General features: G+C 65.1%; 15 protein-coding genes and 2 riboswitches. Of the genes, 9 read left to right on the top strand and 6 right to left on the bottom strand.

Features of this window, described 5'->3' with window-relative positions; all coding sequences use genetic code 11:
• Window positions 1-30 precede the first annotated feature (30 nt).
• Window positions 31-1,191 (bottom strand): NAD(P)H-dependent flavin oxidoreductase, encoded by a 1,161-nt coding sequence (locus tag BG83_RS0112820; RefSeq protein WP_024977104.1) that lies wholly within the window; start codon window positions 1,189-1,191, stop codon window positions 31-33.
• Window positions 1,192-1,406: 215 nt separating this feature from the next.
• A riboswitch (TPP riboswitch) is annotated at window positions 1,407-1,508 on the top strand.
• Window positions 1,509-1,607: 99 nt separating this feature from the next.
• Here BG83_RS0112820 and thiC point away from each other — a divergent pair.
• From thiC to BG83_RS0112780, 8 genes are all read left to right on the top strand, one after another.
• Window positions 1,608-3,515 carry a phosphomethylpyrimidine synthase ThiC gene (thiC, locus tag BG83_RS0112815; RefSeq protein ID WP_024977103.1) on the top strand — a complete coding sequence of 636 codons (1,908 nt, stop codon included), beginning with the start codon at window positions 1,608-1,610 and terminating at the stop codon, window positions 3,513-3,515.
• A gap of 12 nt (window positions 3,516-3,527) precedes the next feature.
• The gene (locus BG83_RS0112810; protein ID WP_024977102.1) at window positions 3,528-4,673 is read left to right on the top strand and encodes an FAD-dependent oxidoreductase; all 1,146 of its coding nucleotides are present in this window, start codon (window positions 3,528-3,530) and stop codon (window positions 4,671-4,673) included.
• Window positions 4,670-4,885, top strand: coding sequence for a sulfur carrier protein ThiS (thiS, locus tag BG83_RS0112805; protein WP_024977101.1), 216 nt, complete (start codon window positions 4,670-4,672; stop codon window positions 4,883-4,885). The genes BG83_RS0112810 and thiS overlap by 4 nt, the downstream gene beginning before the upstream one ends.
• 9 nt (window positions 4,886-4,894) lie before the next feature.
• A complete protein-coding gene (locus BG83_RS0112800; protein WP_024977100.1) occupies window positions 4,895-5,722 on the top strand; it encodes a thiazole synthase in 828 nt (275 codons plus the stop codon).
• Window positions 5,719-6,873, top strand: coding sequence for a thiamine phosphate synthase (locus BG83_RS0112795; RefSeq protein ID WP_024977099.1), 1,155 nt, complete (start codon window positions 5,719-5,721; stop codon window positions 6,871-6,873). Before BG83_RS0112800 ends, BG83_RS0112795 begins: the two co-directional genes overlap by 4 nt.
• Before the next feature lie 125 nt (window positions 6,874-6,998).
• Window positions 6,999-7,478: a VOC family protein gene (locus BG83_RS0112790; RefSeq protein ID WP_024977098.1), complete on the top strand. Its 480-nt coding sequence runs from the start codon at window positions 6,999-7,001 to the stop codon at window positions 7,476-7,478.
• A 223-nt stretch (window positions 7,479-7,701) separates the two neighbouring features.
• Window positions 7,702-10,098, top strand: a complete 2,397-nt coding sequence (locus BG83_RS0112785) for an effector protein Tle3 domain-containing protein (RefSeq protein WP_024977097.1) — start codon at window positions 7,702-7,704, stop codon at window positions 10,096-10,098.
• A 9-nt stretch (window positions 10,099-10,107) separates the two neighbouring features.
• Window positions 10,108-11,697 (top strand): hypothetical protein, encoded by a 1,590-nt coding sequence (locus BG83_RS0112780; RefSeq protein ID WP_024977096.1) that lies wholly within the window; start codon window positions 10,108-10,110, stop codon window positions 11,695-11,697.
• An 18-nt stretch (window positions 11,698-11,715) separates the two neighbouring features.
• Here BG83_RS0112780 and BG83_RS0112775 read toward each other — a convergent pair whose 3' ends face one another.
• The 5 genes from BG83_RS0112775 to BG83_RS0112755 all read right to left on the bottom strand — a co-directional run bounded on the left by BG83_RS0112775 (window position 11,716) and on the right by BG83_RS0112755 (window position 16,823).
• A complete protein-coding gene (locus BG83_RS0112775; RefSeq protein ID WP_024977095.1) occupies window positions 11,716-12,075 on the bottom strand; it encodes a DUF4369 domain-containing protein in 360 nt (119 codons plus the stop codon).
• A 14-nt stretch (window positions 12,076-12,089) separates the two neighbouring features.
• Window positions 12,090-13,001 carry a bifunctional hydroxymethylpyrimidine kinase/phosphomethylpyrimidine kinase gene (thiD, locus tag BG83_RS0112770; RefSeq protein ID WP_024977094.1) on the bottom strand — a complete coding sequence of 304 codons (912 nt, stop codon included), beginning with the start codon at window positions 12,999-13,001 and terminating at the stop codon, window positions 12,090-12,092.
• Between the two features lie 153 nt (window positions 13,002-13,154).
• On the bottom strand, window positions 13,155-13,850 hold the full coding sequence (locus BG83_RS0112765) for a hypothetical protein (RefSeq protein WP_024977093.1): 696 nt from the start codon (window positions 13,848-13,850) through the stop codon (window positions 13,155-13,157).
• Between the two features lie 89 nt (window positions 13,851-13,939).
• Window positions 13,940-15,346, bottom strand: a complete 1,407-nt coding sequence (locus tag BG83_RS0112760) for an alkaline phosphatase (protein ID WP_024977092.1) — start codon at window positions 15,344-15,346, stop codon at window positions 13,940-13,942.
• A 16-nt stretch (window positions 15,347-15,362) separates the two neighbouring features.
• Window positions 15,363-16,823, bottom strand: a complete 1,461-nt coding sequence (locus tag BG83_RS0112755; protein WP_024977091.1) for an alkaline phosphatase — start codon at window positions 16,821-16,823, stop codon at window positions 15,363-15,365.
• A 225-nt stretch (window positions 16,824-17,048) separates the two neighbouring features.
• Here BG83_RS0112755 and BG83_RS0112750 point away from each other — a divergent pair, with 225 nt between their 5' ends.
• On the top strand, window positions 17,049-17,798 hold the full coding sequence (locus BG83_RS0112750) for an AAA family ATPase (protein WP_024977090.1): 750 nt from the start codon (window positions 17,049-17,051) through the stop codon (window positions 17,796-17,798).
• Between the two features lie 42 nt (window positions 17,799-17,840).
• Window positions 17,841-17,924, top strand: a riboswitch (S-adenosyl-L-homocysteine riboswitch).
• Window positions 17,925-17,968 lie beyond the last annotated feature (44 nt).

The following is a 17,968-nucleotide window of genomic DNA, read 5'->3' as shown; positions in this document are numbered from 1 at the left end:
GGCTTTTTTTTCGGACGAGATGTCAGCGCATCAGGTAGCCGTCGAAGATTCCACCGGCTTTTCCCCAGTCAGCAGGTAATGCATCAACTCCCGCACCGGCCGAATCGCTTGCCCAAACGGGAGCTTGCCCGCACCGCGGAAAAACAGCCCGCGCTCCACATCCCCACGCAGCGCCTGCGCAAGCTTCAGGTCAATGCAGAACTGCCCGACCTTCCCAATCCCATCCCGCAGCCCGCACGTCTGCAAACAATCGAACCCTTGCAGGCAATCCCGCACCTTGGCTTTGGCTTGCAGCGCGCTTTCACGCGACAGATAACGCGACAGCCACGGCGTCATCACTGCCCGCGCCGGCAACCCAGCCACGCTGACAAACTCGCCGATATCGCCTTGCTCCGCGCCCGTCAGCACCCGCTTGAAGCGCACGTGCGCATCGCCCTCTTCCGTCACGGCAAACGCAGTGCCCAACTGCACCGCGGCGGCACCCTTGTCGAGCCAGTGCTTTACCTTGACGTGTGAATCAATACCGCCCGCGAGGATGATCGGAATCTGTTCCGCAGCCAGCCCCAGCTTGATGAACAGTTCGCGGCATTCGTCCAGCACGCGCGCAAACGAAAAGCGTTCGTCGCGCAGGTCTTCGATGCGGGCCGCACCCAAGTGGCCACCGGCGTGCGTCGGATGCTCGATGACCACCGCATCGGGCAAGCGCGACTTCTTCATCCACCGCTTGAGCACCACGCCCACGCCGCGCGAGTCGGAAAGAATCGGGATCAGCGCGACCTTCGGGTGCTCGGCGGTCATCTCGGGCAGGTCGAGCGGAAGCCCCGCGCCCATGACGATGGCATCCGCGCCGCTCTCGCACGCCTGGCGCACGAGCGCCTGATGCGATTCCACCGCCTTCATCACATTCACGGCGATCATGCCGTTGCCCTGGCTGCCTTCACGCGCGGCGCGAATTTCGCGGTCCAGCGCGACGAGGTTGGCGGCGTTGATGGCGTCCTTGTCACGCGATTTCTCGGTCGCGGCGATGAGATCCGGATGGTGATGCCGCAAGTCGATGCTGGCGATGGTGCCGACGCCGCCTTCGCGCGCCACGGCGCCGGCCAGCCGGTGCGCCGAAATACCCACGCCCATCCCGCCCTGCACGATGGGTACGAGGCTGCGCCCCGCGAGTGTGAACCGACGCTCCAGCATGACAACTCCCAGCGGCAGTGCCGCAATGCAATAGAAAAGGGATTGAGCGTCGCATAGGTGAAACGCAGCGGGGTTGCGCAAGATCAAGGCGGGATGCGCCGGTGCGCGCCGCCGCACATTGCGTGGCGGTTTGGACTGAAATGACCCGTCGACTGTCACCTCATTGGTTTTCGTGCTGGCAACGCCGGCAGCCCTGTGCTTAAATTCAGCCTCGTTGGATGAAACAGGGGTGCCGTACGGATGGGCCGTGCGGCTGAGAGAGTCCCTTCGCACCCGATCCGGTTCGTACCGGCGTGGGAAGTTTCAGAACACCGCGTAGTCTCTGGCAGCCACCCCCTCAGTTCTTCGGGTCACGCCACCTCTCCCGGTTTCGTCCACTGCCTGCTCCACCAGGCCACAGAATCTAGGACGAGACCATGCCCCAAGCCAAAAACGCCCCCGCCGCATCGTTCGACTCGCTGCAGTCCGAGCTCGATCAGAAGTTCGCCTATCCGGCCTCCAGCAAGACCTACATCGTCGGCAGCCGCCCGGATGTCCGCGTGCCGATGCGCACCATCAAGCAGACCGCCACGCGCACCGACAAGGGCGAGATGCTGAACCCGCCGGTGCCGGTGTACGACACCTCGGGCCCGTACTCCGATCCGGACGTGCACATTGATCTGAAGGCCGGTCTGGCCCCGCTGCGCGCCAAGTGGATCGAGGAGCGCGGTGATACGGAAATCCTCTCGGGCCTGTCGTCCGAATACGGTCAGACGCGTGCCAACGACCCGGCCACGGCGCACCTGCGCTTCTCGCACATCTCCAAGCCGCGCCGCGCCAAGGCCGGCGCCAACGTGAGCCAGATGCACTATGCGCGTCGCGGCATCATCACGCCCGAGATGGAATACGTCGCGCTGCGCGAATCGCTGAACCTGCAAGCGCTGCAAGACAAGCCCGAGTACCGCCAACTGCTCAAGCAACATCCGGGCTTCTCGTACGGCGCCAACCTGCCGCAGCGCCCGGAAGACATCACGCCGGAATTCGTGCGCGCAGAAATCGCTGCAGGCCGCGCGATCATCCCCGCCAACATCAACCACACCGAGCTGGAGCCGATGGCCATCGGCCGCAACTTCCGCGTGAAGATCAACGGCAACCTCGGCAACTCGGCAGTGACGTCGTCGCTGGCTGAGGAAGTGGAAAAGATGGTGTGGGCGATCCGCTGGGGTGCCGACACGATCATGGACTTGTCCACCGGCAAGCACATCCATGAGACGCGCGAATGGATCCTGCGCAACTCGCCGGTGCCCATCGGCACGGTGCCGATCTACCAGGCGCTGGACAAGACCGGCGGCGTGGCTGAAGACCTGACGTGGGAGATGTTCCGCGACACGTTGATCGAACAGGCCGAGCAAGGCGTGGACTACTTCACCATCCACGCGGGCGTGCTGCTGCGCTATGTGCCGCTGACGGCCGACCGCATCACGGGCATCGTCTCGCGCGGCGGTTCGATCATGGCCAAGTGGTGCCTGGCGCATCACAAGGAAAACTTCCTGTACACGCACTTCGACGAGATCTGCGAAATCATGAAGGCGTACGACGTGTCGTTCAGCCTGGGCGATGGTCTGCGCCCCGGTTGCATTGCTGACTCGAACGACGCCGCGCAGTTCGGCGAGCTGCACACGCTGGGCGAACTCACCAAGAAGGCGTGGGAGCACGACGTGCAAGTCATGATCGAGGGCCCGGGCCACGTGCCGCTGCAACGCGTGCAGGCCAACATGGACGAAGAGCTGAAGCACTGCTTCGAAGCCCCGTTCTACACGCTGGGCCCGTTGGTGACCGACATCGCCCCGGGCTATGACCACATCACCAGCGGCATCGGCGCAGCCAACATCGGCTGGTACGGCACCGCCATGCTCTGCTACGTCACGCCCAAGGAGCACCTGGGCCTGCCGGACAAGGAAGACGTGCGCGAAGGCATCATCACCTACAAGATCGCCGCGCACGCGGCTGACCTTGCCAAGGGCTGGCCGGGCGCGCAGCTGCGTGACAACGCGCTGTCAAAGGCACGCTTCGAATTCCGCTGGGAAGACCAGTTCAACCTCGGCCTCGATCCGGAGAAGGCACGCGCCTTCCACGATGAAACGCTGCCGGCCGAGGGCGCCAAGATCGCGCATTTCTGTTCGATGTGCGGTCCGAAGTTCTGCTCGATGAAGATCACGCAGGAAGTGCGCGACTACGCGGCAACGCTCGACGCCAACGCCACTGCCGCAGCAGTTAACCCAACTGCGGGCATGGAAGAGAAGTCGATCGAGTTCCGCAAGAGCGGCAGCAAGATCTACAGCTAACCAACCGGTGCAATGCCAACCTCGACTTCATTCGACGTAACGATCCTCGGTGGCGGCCTCGCTGGCCGCCTGTGTGCCTGGCAACTCGCGCAAACGGGGGTGCCCCCCGCGCGCATTGCCGTGGTGGAGCGCGGCCCGCGCGACGGCAGCGGTGCCGCGGCGTATGTTGCTGCCGCCATGCTGGCGCCACTGGCCGAGGCCGCCGTGGCGGATCGTTTTGTCGTCGATTTGGGGTTGGCGAGCCTGGCGCTGTGGCGCGATTGGTTGCCCAAGCTGCGCACGCCGGTCTTCTTCCAGGAGGCGGGCACGCTGGTGGTTTGGCATGCGGCAGACCGTGGAGAGGCATCGCTGTTTGCCAACCACGTGCGCAATGCCGCGCCGCCCGAGCGCGTGGCCGCCGATCTGCGTGCCGTAGACGCAGCAGGCATTGCCCAGCTCGAGCCGCTTCTTGCGCAACGCTTTACGCAAGGGCTGTATCTCGCGGGCGAAGGTCAGCTTGACCCGCGCGGCGTGTTGGATGCGCTGGCGACCGAGCTCGAAGCGCTGGGCGTGCAACTGCGCTGGAACACGGAAGTTGCTGATCCGAGCCCCGACGCGCTGGCCGCTGCAGGGCTTGGCGCGCGCCTCGTGCTCGATTGCCGTGGCCTGGGTGCCAAGCCGCAATGGCCGCGCCTGCGTGGCCTGCGCGGCGAGGTGGCGCGCATCCATGCGCCCGACGTGTCGCTCACGCGGCCGGTGCGCATGCTGCATCCGCGCTATCCGCTGTACATCGCGCCCAAGCCGGGCAATGTCTACGTGATCGGTGCGACCGAGCTTGAATCCGACGACATGTCGCCGGCAAGCGTGCGCTCTACGCTGGAATTGCTGTCTGCGGCCTACGCCGTGCACCCCGCGTTTGGCGAGGCGCGCGTGCTGGAACTGAACACGCAGTGCCGTCCGACGCTGCCGGACCACCGCCCCGCGCTGCGCTGGGACGGCGCTGGCACGCTCTCGGTCAACGGCCTGTACCGGCACGGCTACATGATCGCGCCCGCCGTCACCCAAGCCGCGGTGGCAGCAGCGTGCGACGTGCTGGACGGCTGTGCCTTCGATACGGACGACTGCGAATGGCCTGCGCTGTTCGCTGGCGCCGCATCCCCCGAACCTGTTTTGTCATGACGCTGAACGTCACCCTCAACGATCTGTCGCTCGCGCTGCCTGCGGGCAGCACGCTGGCCGACGCCATTGGTGCGGCCACGCCGCAATTGCAGATCGCCCCGCCGTTTGCCGCATCGGTGAATGGCGACTTCGTGCCCAAGGCGCGCCATGCGCAGCACGCGCTCAACTCGGGCGACCGCATTGCGCTCGTGCAGCCCGTCGTGGGCGGCTAGGAGTCTTTGATGACCACTACGAATCTTTCCACCGTGGCTGACCCGCTGCGCCTGTACGACGAAACCTTCGCCTCGCGCCTGCTGCTCGGCACGGCGCGGTATCCCTCGCCGCAAGCGCTGGAAGACGCGGTGCGCGTGTCCAACCCGGCCATGCTGACGGTGGCGCTGCGCCGCCAGAGCGCCGGCTCGCCCGAAGGGGGCGCCGGCTTCTGGAAGATGTTGCGTGAACTCGGCGTGCCCGTGCTGCCGAACACCGCCGGCTGCTATTCCGCCGACGAGGCTTACACGCTCGCGCAGATGTCGCGCGAAGTGTTCGAGACCGACTGGATCAAGCTCGAAGTCATCGGGGATGACTACACGCTGCAGCCCGATACGCTCGCCCTGCCCGCCGCGGCCGAACGCCTCATCCGCGATGGCTTCAAGGTGCTGCCGTATTGCACCGAAGACCTCGTGCTGTGCCGCCGCCTGCTCGACGTTGGCTGCCAGGCACTGATGCCGTGGGCCGCGCCCATCGGCACCGGCCGCGGGCCCACCAACCCGTACGGCTTGCGCCTGCTGCGCGAGCGCCTGACCAACGTGCCGCTCATCGTCGATGCGGGCCTGGGTGTACCGTCGCACGCCACGCAAGTCATGGAATGGGGCTATGACGCCGTGCTGCTGAACACCGCTGTCGCGCAAGCGGGCGACCCTGTGGCGATGGCGCAGGCGTTTGCGATGGCCACGCAGGCCGGTCGGCTCGCGCGCCTGTCTGGCCCGATGCCTGAGCGTGATGTTGCGCAGGCCAGCACGCCGGTTGTCGGGTTGCCGTTCTGGCATGCGGAAGAGAAGCAGGCATGAGTGCATCCGCTTTGCGTTTTTCGGCCGCGTGGCCGGAGGCGGCCGCACTGGCTGCGCAGATCATCGATCGCCATGTGGAAGCCTTTGGTCGCGCGCCGCATGCCTGGAGCGTGACCGACCGTGCTGAAGAGGCGACGACCGCCGCAACGGTTCTGCTGACCACCAACGCCGCACAGGCCGAACGCGCCCGCGCTGCCGGCGCAGCTGTCGTACTCAGCGAGACGGACGGCGCGGAGCGCATCGACACCGTGCACGACCGCCTCGGTATGTACCGCTTCGCATCGGCGGCACAAGGCGATGCATTCGATGCGCGCTTTGCCGCCATCTTCGGCGCGGCACTCGTGCTGGCATTCGAGCCGCGCGATGCGCTGTGCGTGGCACGCGCGTGGATCGCCGAAGGCAACGCCGACGCGCTGGCTTGGCCGACTCGCTTCAACGCCCTGCCCCGCGTGCTCGAACCGGCGTTGCCATGCCCGACTGCGGCGGACCTCGCGTTTGCGCCGTGTCCCACACAGCTCGGCGTCTACGCTGTCGTGCCGGACGCTGAGTGGGTCGAGCGCCTCGTCGCGCTCAAGGTGCCGACGGTGCAACTGCGCTTCAAGTCGGACGATGCGCAGGCGGTGGTTGACCAAGTGCGCCGCGCGGAAGCAGCGGCGCGCGGCAGCGCCACGCGCTTGTTCATCAACGACCACTGGCAAGTCTCGCAGGATGTTCACGCCGAGGTACCCGGCAGCGGCATCTACGGCATCCACCTCGGCCAGGAAGACATCGACGATGCTGACCTGGTGGCGATCCGCTCGGCCGGTTTGCGTCTTGGCATCAGCACGCACGGCTTTGCCGAGATGCTCCGCGTTGCACCGCTGAACCCCAGCTACCTTGCACTCGGTGCCGTGTTTGCCACGCCCACCAAGAGCATGCCGACCGTGCCGCAGGGGCTCGGCCGCTTGTTCGCCTACGCGGCCGCCATGCGCACGCGCGTGCCGGCCCCGCCGCTGGTGGCCATCGGCGGCATCGATCTGGCAGCGATGCCGCGCGTGCTGGAATCCGGCGTGGGCAGCGTGGCGGTGGTGCGTGCCATCACCCAGGCGGCCGATGTGCCGGCTGCAGTCGATGCGCTGCAAGCGACGTTCGCGGCGCACGTGCGCCCCTGAGCATCGCGGGCAGCACGTCCTACGGGTTTCGACACGCAAGCGCTTTTCCGCTGACCTATCCTGTTCGTGTGCCGCTGCGGTCGTTGCCGCAGCGGCTTTCCAAAACACGCTGCAGGAGACAAGACATGGCGGTCAAGCCCATTCCCGAGGGTTACCACAGCGTTACCCCGTACCTGAGCATCAAAGGCGCCGCACGCGCGCTCGATTTCTACAAGCAGGCCTTCGGCGCCACCGAACTCTTTCGCATGGATGGCCCCAACGGCACCATCGCGCACGCTGAAATCCGCATTGGCGATTCCCCCGTCATGATGGCCGATGAATTCCCCAACATGGCCTTCGCCAGCCCCGACACGCTGCAGAGCACGTCGGTCGGAATGATGATCTACGTGCCCAACGTCGACGCCGTATTTGCCAATGCCCTGAAGGCCGGCGGCACGGAAGTGCGCCCGGTGGTGGACCAGTTCTACGGCGACCGCTCCGGCACGCTCAAAGACCCGTTCGGCCACGTGTGGACGGTCTCAACGCATGTGGAAGACGTGGCGCCCGATGAGATGGCCAAGCGCATGGAGAAGTGGACGAAGGAGCAGGCAGCGGCATCGGCCTGACATCGGGAGCAGTCAAGAAAAAAGCGCGGACGTGAGCCGCGCTTTTTTTTCTCCTGCGTTCTCGACTAATTACCGCGTTGGACATATCCCGTCGTTGTTCATTGCGGGAAGGCCTCGGAGGCGATGAAGTCAAAGAGTGTTGAGTCTCGTCGATCTCGTGCGCGACGCTCCGACACTGGTGGATCTGTGTGCGTTTGCATCTTCCACCCTGAGGTCCTGCACGATGACTATCCCTGAACAGGCTCTGCCCGAAACTACCGTCACCGCCCGCCGCCGCTCTTTCTACGGCATCAAGGTGACAGACATCACCCTACCCGGCGGCCCATGCCGCAAGGTCGTCTACCCCGCCCCGCTGCCCGGCGTCATCATCTTCGTGCATGGCGTCAATTCCACCGGCGAATGGTTCGACGCCGCAGAGGAAGGCCTTTGCAAGGGGCTCAATGCCCGCCGCCTGCAACGCAACGACGAACAGGTCGCCTACCCTAAGGAGAGCGGCAAGCTGCGCCCCATGCGCTATACAGCCGAACTAACTGAAGACGGCTATATATCGGACGACCTCAAAGCAAATACCTTCGTTCAACCCGGCACCGGCACCAGCCCCGTCATCCGTTTTCGCTGGGGCTACAAAGCCAGCAGCGAAGACGTGGTCCAGGAAGACGGCACCATCCGCAACGAGCTTGCCAGTGTGGGCGGCAGTATTCTGCTCGACGAGAAAAACGCTTGGGGCGGCGGTCCGTTCGTCAATGGCGCCTCCGCTCTGCCGGATCTGTTCGGCAAGGGCACCGACAGCGAAGTGTTGGGCGGTCTGTTTGAACTCCAGCACCTGCAAACCAGCGACCGCCAAATCTACAGCGCTCCCACGCGCCACTACCAGGCCTTTGCCGCCTGGCGGCTGGCCAAGCTTATCTCCCGCATCCGAGAGCTGCACCGCGACATCTTCGAGCGCGATTGCCCCATCACAGTCGTCTGCCACAGCCAAGGCAACATGGTGGGCTTGGCCTCCGCCTACTTCGGCGCCAACCACCGCGAGTTCCAATCATTGGGCGTAGCCGACACCTACGTTCTGGCCAACCCGCCTTACAGCCTGCGCGGTAGTCGCCTGGATAACTTCAGCCAATTTGACGGCGCAGGCCGCGTCACCTACGACGCGCGCGTTGCCGGCCTCAAGGGCTTCTTTGACATCGCGCGCCACTTCCAGGACCGAGCCCAGCACTACAGCCACCACGCCGTGGATCAGCTCGGATTCAACGTCTGCCCCAAAAATGGCGACGCCCCGCGTACTGCCGCCCAGGACAGCGCAGACCACCAGACCCGCGGGCGCGTCTTCCTCTATTGCTGTCCGCACGACCGCGTCATCTCCGTCTCACCCGTCCAAGGCATGGGCTGGCTTGGCTTGAACGACGAGGATGTGCGAGCCACCGGGGCTCAGGACATTCTGTTCCAACGCGTCTGGGCGCAAACCAAGCCGGGCACCCCGTACAAGGTGGGCGCAGAACCGGGCTACCGTTACCGCTATTGGCACGACACCATCGGCGCCACGCCCGCCGATGTGGGCAGCGGCTGGGATGACGCCGCCGGCACCTTCAAACCGCAGAACACCAAGCCCACCTTCTGGACGCCGCCCCCCGACACCGCGGGTGTTTCCTTCGCCCGAATCTGGGGAGATTCGCGCAAGAGCATTTTCGGCAAGCTTTTCGCCAGCGCTGCAGGTGTTCCGATCCAAGCCCTCATGTGGGGTGGCCAAGCAGTCAAGGGCGCCACCAACGTCAATGCCGACCCAGCGGATGGCTGGACCGTGCTCGTCAATGCCCCCAAGGTGCCCAGTGGTGGCATCGTTCCCCGGGCCGTCTACTTGCCGCACGGCAAGCCCCGACCCGGCGAGACCTCACATCCGGATGGCGTTCGCACCATCGGCCCCTTCAACCAGTACAAGGAATCCGCCAGCGATGCGCTGAACCGCAAGCGGAGCATCCCCGCAGGGCAGTTCGACCCCTACGCCGAGCAACGCAAGACCGGCTACGGCAATGCCGCCACCGAAGCCGCCATGCGCTACGACCAGAACGCCGGGGTGCGCCAGCGCGCGCGGCGCGAACTCTACAACGACGACGGCACCGTCAGGAAGGGCGTGCCCTTTGCGGAAGGCGATGTCGAGAAGATGAACGCTGCACAACACCACACCTTGCGTGGCACGAAGTTTGGCGCTTTCGAACAGCAAGAGCGCACGACCTTGATGAAGGACGGCGAAGACGCACAGGCTACCAACCACTCCACCATCCTCACCAACGCCATGCATGCCGAACATGTGCTCGCCTATGACGTGGACGTGGGCCTGTGCCACTTCGATGAACTGTTGATGAACCAGTTACGGCGGATGGCGGATTGGCGGTGGTGCAAGCCAGAGAAAACGGATGAATGCCCGAAGGGGCGAAACATCGACCTGGACGATGAATTCACTTACTACAACACCAAAGAGGCGATCTATCGGGGGAGCGCACTGGCCAAACACGAGCTGCTGGATGCCAATCAAGGGGCAGTTAAGGCCATCGGCATTGCTGACGCGCGCAACCCGGGGCGCTTTGATGCCCTCCACATGCCGCCAGGCGGACCACGCTACGCCTGAGGAACCCACATGCGCGATTCATTTCATCTCATCGCTTACAGGCGTGCTGCCACCCATGCGCTAGCCGTCGCCTGCCTGTTGCTTACCGCCTGTCAATCCGGAGTCCAGATGCCGACCAATAAAACCTACTACCGCCAACCCATCGCCTGGCCTCGCATGCAAACGCAAGCGCAACAGGTTGATTCGGGCCAGGCCCCCGCCGCCGTCCTGCTTGGGGTGCAATGGCTCAACCCGCTGATGCGCCGAAGCTACCCCACTCAATGGAATCTGCTGTGGGCACAAGGGCTCGCACAGCCCAATGACGACGATTTGCAAGCGAAGCGCTTCAAGCTGGGCGACGCGGTGGGCCAGGTGACCAGTGGCGTGCCTCGCCGCCTGCGGCTAGAAGACTTGCCGCACGTGGAGCGAGATGAATTCGCGACGGCGTTAAGCGATTTGATTACTGCTCCGCTGAACACCTTTAACGACTACCTTGAGAACCCGAACTACTTCTATTCCCTCAAGCGGGGCACCGGCCGCCCCAATTACTTCGACCCGAACGTGTTCTTTGGGTTGCCGCGCGAGTGGTTGAACACACCCACGTACATCAACGGCAATGCGAAGGACACCGGCTTGGATGCCATGCTCCGCGAGCAACGGGAGATGGGGGTTCCGGCGCCAAGCTACCTTGCCTACGATGCCGCCCACGCTGAAGAGCGCATGCGCGACTACTGGGTCACCCTGCACAAAGACCGGGAGGGCAAGACTGTGCGTGGTACGCGCGTCCTTCCCTCAATGATCATCGGCGAACGCACCTTGTCACTGCTGGCCGTGCGGCGGCTTGTGTTTCATGAAATTGCACGGGACTCACAAGCCAGGAGCATGCTGCTCAACCCTGACGGCAGGTTGCCTAACGTAACGGTGTCGGCGGGCGATACCAACGTGGGTTTCTACAACCTGCAAGACGCCCTGAAGTTCCTGGCACAACACCCCGACAAGCTGGTGTGGGTGTGGAACGTAGACGCCCCGAACTACCCCATGGGCGAGCAGACCAACGAAAACACCGCCCTGCTGATCCTCGGCCACCCGAGTGCGGATTGGGGCTACACAGCGCTGGCTTCGATCTACACCCCGCATCGGCACCAAGGCGCCATTGGCAACAAGGCGGCCAACGCGTGGACGGGGCTCATGCAAGCCGTGCAAGCACAGGCCTCAGAACAGCACCCGGTCGAACGCGTCTACTACGACGTGCCCAAGCATGCCGGCAATGTCACATCCTTGATGGGGCCATTGCGCGCCGCTATCCACCAGCAATGGCCTGACCTGGACCAGATCGCCAACGTGTACAGCGTCGCTGAACACATGGAGGGCCCGGCCCGGGCTGCAAGCTTTGCCGTCAATGCTGGATTTGCGGCGGCGTATGCCAACCAGAGCGGCAAGAGTGCCGTCGTCACCAGCCTGGCCGACGCGACCGATAGCTGGGCAGTGCTGATCGGTCCGCCGCCGGGCTGGCAGCCCAAGCCGCCGGTGACGTACTGGCCCCGCGCACGAGGCGAGAACCGGGCGTACTGGGCTTGGTTTGGGGAGCGGACTGACGGCAACAAGGCTAACGTTCCATGAGGCCGTTATCAGACGGGTTCAACGCGGCTGGCACGTCACCTGAACGTTGCTCACGTCGCCATTGACCGTGCCGCTGCCATTGGTCACCACGCAGTTGGCCGATGCGGGCTGCACACTGATCGTCACCACGTAGCTGCCGTCGAACGGTATCAGTCCGCCAAACACGAACGGGCCGTTGGCGGCCAGCGTGAGCGAATCGCGGCCGTTGTTGAGCAATACGATCGACTGGCCACCGGGCAACCCGCTCAACGTGCCGCCGATCGAGAAGGCGCTGCCGATGCCCGAGCCCAGGCTGATGTAGCCATTGCAGGCACCAAGCAGTGCGCACAGTGCAGCCACCGGAAGGTGGCGAACCAGCATGATCGGCAGGCGTTTCATGGCAGCTCCCCTGATCAGTCTTCCTCGACATCCACTTCAAGCGAACGCGGTGCGGCGAGCGGCCGCGGCGCGAACCCGTGGTTCAACGGACCCGCGCCGCGCCCGAGCGCCAGATGCCGGCCCGCGCCGATGGCATGCAGCAGGTAGTCGAGTGACGCTTCGATGGCCACTTCCAGCGCGTCGCCGCGCGCCAGGTGCGCGGCAATGGCGGCGGACAGCGTGCAGCCCGTGCCGTGCGTGTGCGGCGTGTCGATGTAGGTGTGGGCGTAGATGCGCTCGGTGCCGTCGGCGGTAACGAGCACGTCTTGCAGCACGCCGTCTTCGCCGGCGGTTGATGCGCCGGCCAGATGCCCGCCCTTGAGCAGCACGGCGCGGGGCCCAAGCGCCAGCAGATCGCGCGCGGCGGGCAGCATGTCGTCGGCGGTGCGCACCTCGCGGCCGAGCAGTGCGCTGGCCTCGGGCAGGTTCGGCGTGACGAGCAGCGCGCGGGGGAACAGCCATTTCGCCATCGCCTGCGCCGTGGCATCGCTGCCGAGCTGCGCGCCGCTGGTGCTGACCATGACCGGATCGACGACGAGGTTGGCGATCGGGTGACGGTCCAACGCGGAGAGGATGGCCTCCACCACCTGTGGCGTGCCCAGCATGCCGGTCTTGGCGGCGTCCACGCCGATGTCGGTTGTCACGGCATCGATCTGTGCGGCGACGATGTCGGGTGTGAGCGATTCCACCGCCGTCACACCCAGCGTGTTCTGCGCGGTGATGGCCGTGATGGCCGACATGCCGTAGCAACCGAGCGCGGCAAATGTCTTCAGGTCAGCCTGGATGCCCGCACCGCCGCCACTGTCCGAACCGGCGATGGTGAGCACGCGCGGCACGTGCGAGGCGGGAGCGGCAAACGCAGCGAGGGTCGGGTCGGTGATCGTCATGTCGTGCGAATGTTTGGGGGGTGTTTCGCACTATAGCGCTATCGAGACCGGACCGACGTGGGGAGGCCGGGCCGGCATTTCGGGCTGCCGGGCCCGGTGGGTCATCAGTCCGATGCCGCTGGCACATGCACGCCGCGTGGCGAGTGCCGGGTGTCAGTCCATCAGGTCGGTGTAATCGGCGGCAGCGTAGCGCTGGGCGCGTTCCCACGGCGCTGCGGCCGGCGCCGGTAATGCCGTCACGCGTGTGAGCTTGCGTTGCGTGCCGGTGGCGTTGCGCGATTCCACGCGGCGCGGATATTGGCCGGCCACGTCCCAATCGACGGTGACAGTGCGCTCATCCTGCGTTGAGCGGTAAGTCTGCACGCCATTGCGCGCGGGGCCGTCGGCGCGCATGCCTTTGAGCGCGGCGGGGTCGAGCAGGTGATAGGCCGTCGCCCATGAGCCGTCGAAGCCGATGTTGGAATATTCGGCCGGTTCCACGGCGTAGTTCTTCTGCTGCGATTCGCTTACCACGCGCACGGTCAACGCGCCCTTGGCGTCGCGTTCGATCCAGCGCGGGGCGGTGTCGGTGTCGGCGTGTTTGTGGCCGGCGTGGGTGTTGGCGTGGTCATGTTCGGCGTGCGCCGATGCGGGCGGGAGTTCGCGCGCGATCCAGACGCGGTCGCCCTGGCGATAGACGCGCTCGGCAAAGCGGACGTCGCGCTGGATGCCGTCGGTGCCGAGCGACGACATCTGGTGTTCGACGCGCAGGGCGGTGAGCGAGTTGGACGAAGCGGGGCCGGCAGCCTGTGCCGTGCCGGCAAGCGCGGCGAGCGCGAACGAAAGTAGGAAATGAGCGGATCGGTTCATGCGGATTCGGGATCGGAAAAGCGGGAAAGCGGAAACGAAAAAAGCGCATGCCGATTGCCTCGGCATGCGCATCAATGGAAACGCAGGAATCAGAGGCCCATGGCCGTCTTGACCACGCCGAACACTTTCGTGTTGTCCAGCGTGCCCTTCAGCGGTGTGCTGCCCGGACCAGAGGAGAACAGCATCACATCCCCGCCGCCGTGCGTTTCCGAACCAGGCGTGCCGAGCTGCACGCCCACTTCCTGCAGGTAATCGTCTGCAGCCGTGTCGACCGAGGCCACGTTGTCGCGTGTCGCCTTGCGCGTCGTGCCGCCGTTGCCGAACACCAGCGTGGTGTACGGCAGGCCGTCCGCAGCCAATTGCGGCTGGCCGGTCTTGATGTCGTTCGACACGCCCAGGATCGGGTTGCCCTTGCGGGGGTAGCCGTTGATCGTCATCGTGTGGTCGTGGTCGGCCGTGACGACGATCAGCGTGTTGGACAGATCCGCAATCGACAGCGCGCGCTTGATGGCTTCGTCAAATGCACCGGCGTCTTCCAATGCGCGCTTGGCGTTGGTGCCGTGCAGCGCGTGGTCGATGCGGCCGCCTTCCACCATCAGGAAATAGCCCTTGCCGTTCTTCTGCAGCACGCGCATGGCCTTCTCGGTCATGTCGGCCAGGCTGGGCTCGTCCACATTGTTCTTCTTGCGGTCCAGCTCGTAGTTCATGTGGTCCAGGTTGAACAGGCCGAGCAGCTTGGTCGTCGTGGCCGGGTTGACGGCGGTGAGTGCCGTGCCGGTGGTCACATAGGTGTAGCCGGCGGTCTGGAACTGCGCGGTCAGGTCGGTCGTGTCGGTGCGCTTGCTGCCAGTCGTGCCTTGCGGCAGGTAGTGGCGGCGGCCGCCGCCCAGCAGCACGTCCAGGCCATCCTTGAGCGCGGCGTTGTAGAGCGTGTTGCCCGGTGCACCTTGCGCGGCGATCTGGTTTTCGCCGTCGCGGTGGCAGATGTGCGAGTACGTGGCGGCCGGCGTGGCATGCGTCACGCGCGTGGTCGTGACCGCGCCCACCGACTTGCCGGCAGCCTTGGCAAGTTCCAGCAGCGTCACGGCCGGCGTGCCGTTGTTGGCGGGGCACGTGCTGTCTGCACCGCTCACGTAGCCCTTGCCCGTGGCATCGCTGGCCTTGGTGTCGGCCGACATGGAGATGACCTCGTTGTTCATCTTCACGCCGGTCATGTACGCCGACATCGACGGTGCGCTGTCGGTGGTCTGCGCATCGTTCGAGTACGTCTTGATGCGCGCCGTGCGCTTGAGCGATTCCATCGTCAGGCGGCCGGCCTCGCCCACCTTGTAGATGCGCGTGGCGGTGACGGTGGTCGGGCCCATGCCGTCGCCCAGGAAGAAGATCACGTTCTTGGCTTCACCGGCGGCGTGTGCTTGGACACAGGCACCGGCTGCCAGCGCCAGCAGGCCGGCTTGAATGACGCGATTCGGGATGCGGTTCGATTGTTTGTTCATGATTGCCCTCTCCCTCTTACAGACCCACGGCCTGCTTGATGAGGCCGAAGACCTCGGTGTTGTCCATCGTGCCGGTAAAGCGCTCGGCACCCAGGCCGCGTGCGCCGATGAAGACATCGGTGCCGCCGTGCGTTTCGCCGCCCGGCGCAACCGGAATCACGGCTTCCTGGTGATACGTCTTGTCGTACACGGCCGCATCCGTCAGCGCACCGCGCGTGGCCGGGCGGTTCTCGCCGGTGCCGAAGCCGATGATGGTGAAAGGGTTGCCGCCCGTGTCGGTAGCGTTGGCGCCCGTCACGTAGTTCTTCAGCAGGCCCAGCACGCCGGGGTTGCTGTCGCTGGTCGGGCCCGTGCGCTTGGCGTAGCCGTTGAGCACCAGCGTGTGGTCGTGGTCGGCCGTCACGACAATCAGCGTGTTCTTCAGGCCCGGGTCGATCGTGTTGAGTTTGTCGATCGCACCGCGAATGGCGGAGTCGAACGCCACCGTGTCCTGCAGTGCCTTGCGTGCGGTGGTCTCGTGCAGCGCGTGGTCGATACGGCCGCCTTCCACCATCAGGAAGAAGCCCTTCTTCTTGGCGGCGAGTACGTCGATGGCCTTGTTGGTCATCTCGCCCAGGCTCGGTTCCTTGCTCGGATCACGATCCAGGTCGTAGGACATGTGGCTGCTGGTGAACAGGCCCACGACCTTCTTGTCGGTGGCTTGCAGCGTGTCGAACTCGGCCTTGTTGCTGGCATAGCGATAGCCGCCTGCCTTGAGTTCGGCGACCAAGTCGCGGCCGTCGGTGCGCGCGCCGCCAGCGGTGCTCGGCAGGAAGTGCTTGCGGCCGCCGCCGAAGACGACGTCCACGCCATCGCCCAGCGTGGCGTTGAAACCCTTGCCGGCCGGCGTGAGTTGCGCGGCGATGGTGTTCTCGCCGTCGCGGTGGCAGATGTGCGAATACGTGGCGGCCGGCGTGGCGTGCGTGATGCGCGTGGTGGTGACCACGCCCGTGCCATAGCCTGCCGCCTTCATCAGTTCGAGCAGCGTCGTGACGGGCTTGCCGTTGCCGCTCGGGCAGGTGCTGTCGGCGCCCGAGAGGTAATCCTTGCCGCCCGCGTCGTAGGCCATCGTGTCCGCAGACATGGAGATGACCTCGTTGTTCATCTTTACGCCGGTCATGTAGGCCGACATCGACGGCGCCGAGTCGGTCACCTGCGCGTTGTTCGAGAAGGTGCGCACGAAGCCGGTTTCCGGCAGCGTGTCCATGGTCAGTTCGCCGTCTTCGCCCACCTTGTAGATGCGCGCGGCGGTCATGGTGGTCATGCCCATGCCGTCGCCGAGGAAGAACACGACGTTCTTGGTTGGTCCGGTTGACGGTGTGTTGGCGTCCGGTGCGGCGCTGCCGGCGTTGCTGGACGTGCCATCGCTGCCGCACGCAGCCATGGCCAGTGCAGCAGCCGCAGCGGCGGCGTACTTCGTGAATTTATGGTTGTGCATCGTTGGCTCCCTGAACGATGCCCGGCACTTTGGTGGCCGCGTGTTGCATGTCCGTGATGCGGGTGCGCCACTTCCTAACCGGATCGCAAGGTTTGCCTGTGACAGCGCATTGACACTGCGGCGTGATGCGCGCTACGGAGGCTCGGTTGCCTGAGCAGGCAACGGGTCCCGAGCCAGCATGCGGCGCGATACGATGCGGCATCTGCAATTTGCTCCACGCCCCCCATGCTCACCCGCCAATTCGTCAGCCACGTCACGCTGCGGCGCGACACCGTTGCCGCGTTCGACGCGTATCCGTTCAGCCTGCCCGCCGTGCGCGCGCTCGATACGCTGGAGCTGCATCCCAAGGTCACGTTCCTCGTCGGAGAGAACGGTTCAGGCAAATCCACGCTCATGGAGGCGATTGCCGTGGCGCTTGGCTTCAACGCCGAGGGTGGGTCGCGCAACTTCAATTTCAGCACCCACGTATCGCACTCCGAGTTGCACGCGCATCTGCGCATTGCCAGGGGCTTTCGCAAGCCGCGCACCGAGTTCTTCCTGCGCGCCGAGAGTTTCTTCAACGTGGCCACGAATATCCAGCAGATGGATGGGGAGCCGGGCCTTGGCGGGCGCGTGATCGATTCCTACGGCGGCCGATCGCTGCATGCGCAATCGCATGGGGAATCGTTTCTCGCGCTGCTGATGAACCGGTTCGGCCCCAACGGCCTGTACCTGCTCGATGAACCCGAGGCGGCGCTGTCGCCCCAACGGCAACTGGCCGTGCTCACGCGCCTGCATGATCTGGTGCAGGCGGAAAGCCAGTTCGTGATCGCCACGCACTCGCCCATCCTGATGGCGTATCCGGACGCGTGGATCTACCAGTGTGACGGAGACGGCATTCGGCGCGTCGCCTATGAAGAGACCGAGCACTTTCAGGTCACGCGTGACTTTCTGGCCAATCCGCAGCGGATGCTGAACATGCTGCTGGAGCAATGAACGGCCGTGGTGGCGGACGGCCGAATCCGCTACAATCCAGCCCATTCCGAGGAGCGTTGCAACGACCGGCCCAAGTTCAGACGGGGCGGCCGCCAGGCTCGGAAGTTCAAACGGCGCTCGCAGTATCGTGGCTGACACGATGGCGAGAACGCATCTATCCGGGGCCCCCG

The sequence above is a fragment of the Ralstonia pickettii genome, from assembly GCF_000607165.1.
GTDB classification, from domain to species: Bacteria; Pseudomonadota; Gammaproteobacteria; order Burkholderiales; family Burkholderiaceae; genus Ralstonia; species Ralstonia holmesii.
Note: the sequence above shows the minus strand (reverse complement) of the source record. Positions and strands in the feature narration are given on the sequence as shown.

Bases quoted from the DNA above. Each gene is read 5' to 3' on its own strand.
- BG83_RS0112820 (WP_024977104.1), bottom strand. From the start codon at position 1,191: ATGCTGGAGCGTCGGTTCACACTCGCGGGGCGCAGCCTCGTACCCATC.
- thiC (WP_024977103.1), top strand. From the start codon at position 1,608: ATGCCCCAAGCCAAAAACGCCCCCGCCGCATCGTTCGACTCGCTGCAG.
- BG83_RS0112810 (WP_024977102.1), top strand. From the start codon at position 3,528: ATGCCAACCTCGACTTCATTCGACGTAACGATCCTCGGTGGCGGCCTC.
- thiS (WP_024977101.1), top strand. From the start codon at position 4,670: ATGACGCTGAACGTCACCCTCAACGATCTGTCGCTCGCGCTGCCTGCG.
- BG83_RS0112800 (WP_024977100.1), top strand. From the start codon at position 4,895: ATGACCACTACGAATCTTTCCACCGTGGCTGACCCGCTGCGCCTGTAC.
- BG83_RS0112795 (WP_024977099.1), top strand. From the start codon at position 5,719: ATGAGTGCATCCGCTTTGCGTTTTTCGGCCGCGTGGCCGGAGGCGGCC.
- BG83_RS0112790 (WP_024977098.1), top strand. From the start codon at position 6,999: ATGGCGGTCAAGCCCATTCCCGAGGGTTACCACAGCGTTACCCCGTAC.
- BG83_RS0112785 (WP_024977097.1), top strand. From the start codon at position 7,702: ATGACTATCCCTGAACAGGCTCTGCCCGAAACTACCGTCACCGCCCGC.
- BG83_RS0112780 (WP_024977096.1), top strand. From the start codon at position 10,108: ATGCGCGATTCATTTCATCTCATCGCTTACAGGCGTGCTGCCACCCAT.
- BG83_RS0112775 (WP_024977095.1), bottom strand. From the start codon at position 12,075: ATGAAACGCCTGCCGATCATGCTGGTTCGCCACCTTCCGGTGGCTGCA.
- thiD (WP_024977094.1), bottom strand. From the start codon at position 13,001: ATGACGATCACCGACCCGACCCTCGCTGCGTTTGCCGCTCCCGCCTCG.
- BG83_RS0112765 (WP_024977093.1), bottom strand. From the start codon at position 13,850: ATGAACCGATCCGCTCATTTCCTACTTTCGTTCGCGCTCGCCGCGCTT.
- BG83_RS0112760 (WP_024977092.1), bottom strand. From the start codon at position 15,346: ATGAACAAACAATCGAACCGCATCCCGAATCGCGTCATTCAAGCCGGC.
- BG83_RS0112755 (WP_024977091.1), bottom strand. From the start codon at position 16,823: ATGCACAACCATAAATTCACGAAGTACGCCGCCGCTGCGGCTGCTGCA.
- BG83_RS0112750 (WP_024977090.1), top strand. From the start codon at position 17,049: ATGCTCACCCGCCAATTCGTCAGCCACGTCACGCTGCGGCGCGACACC.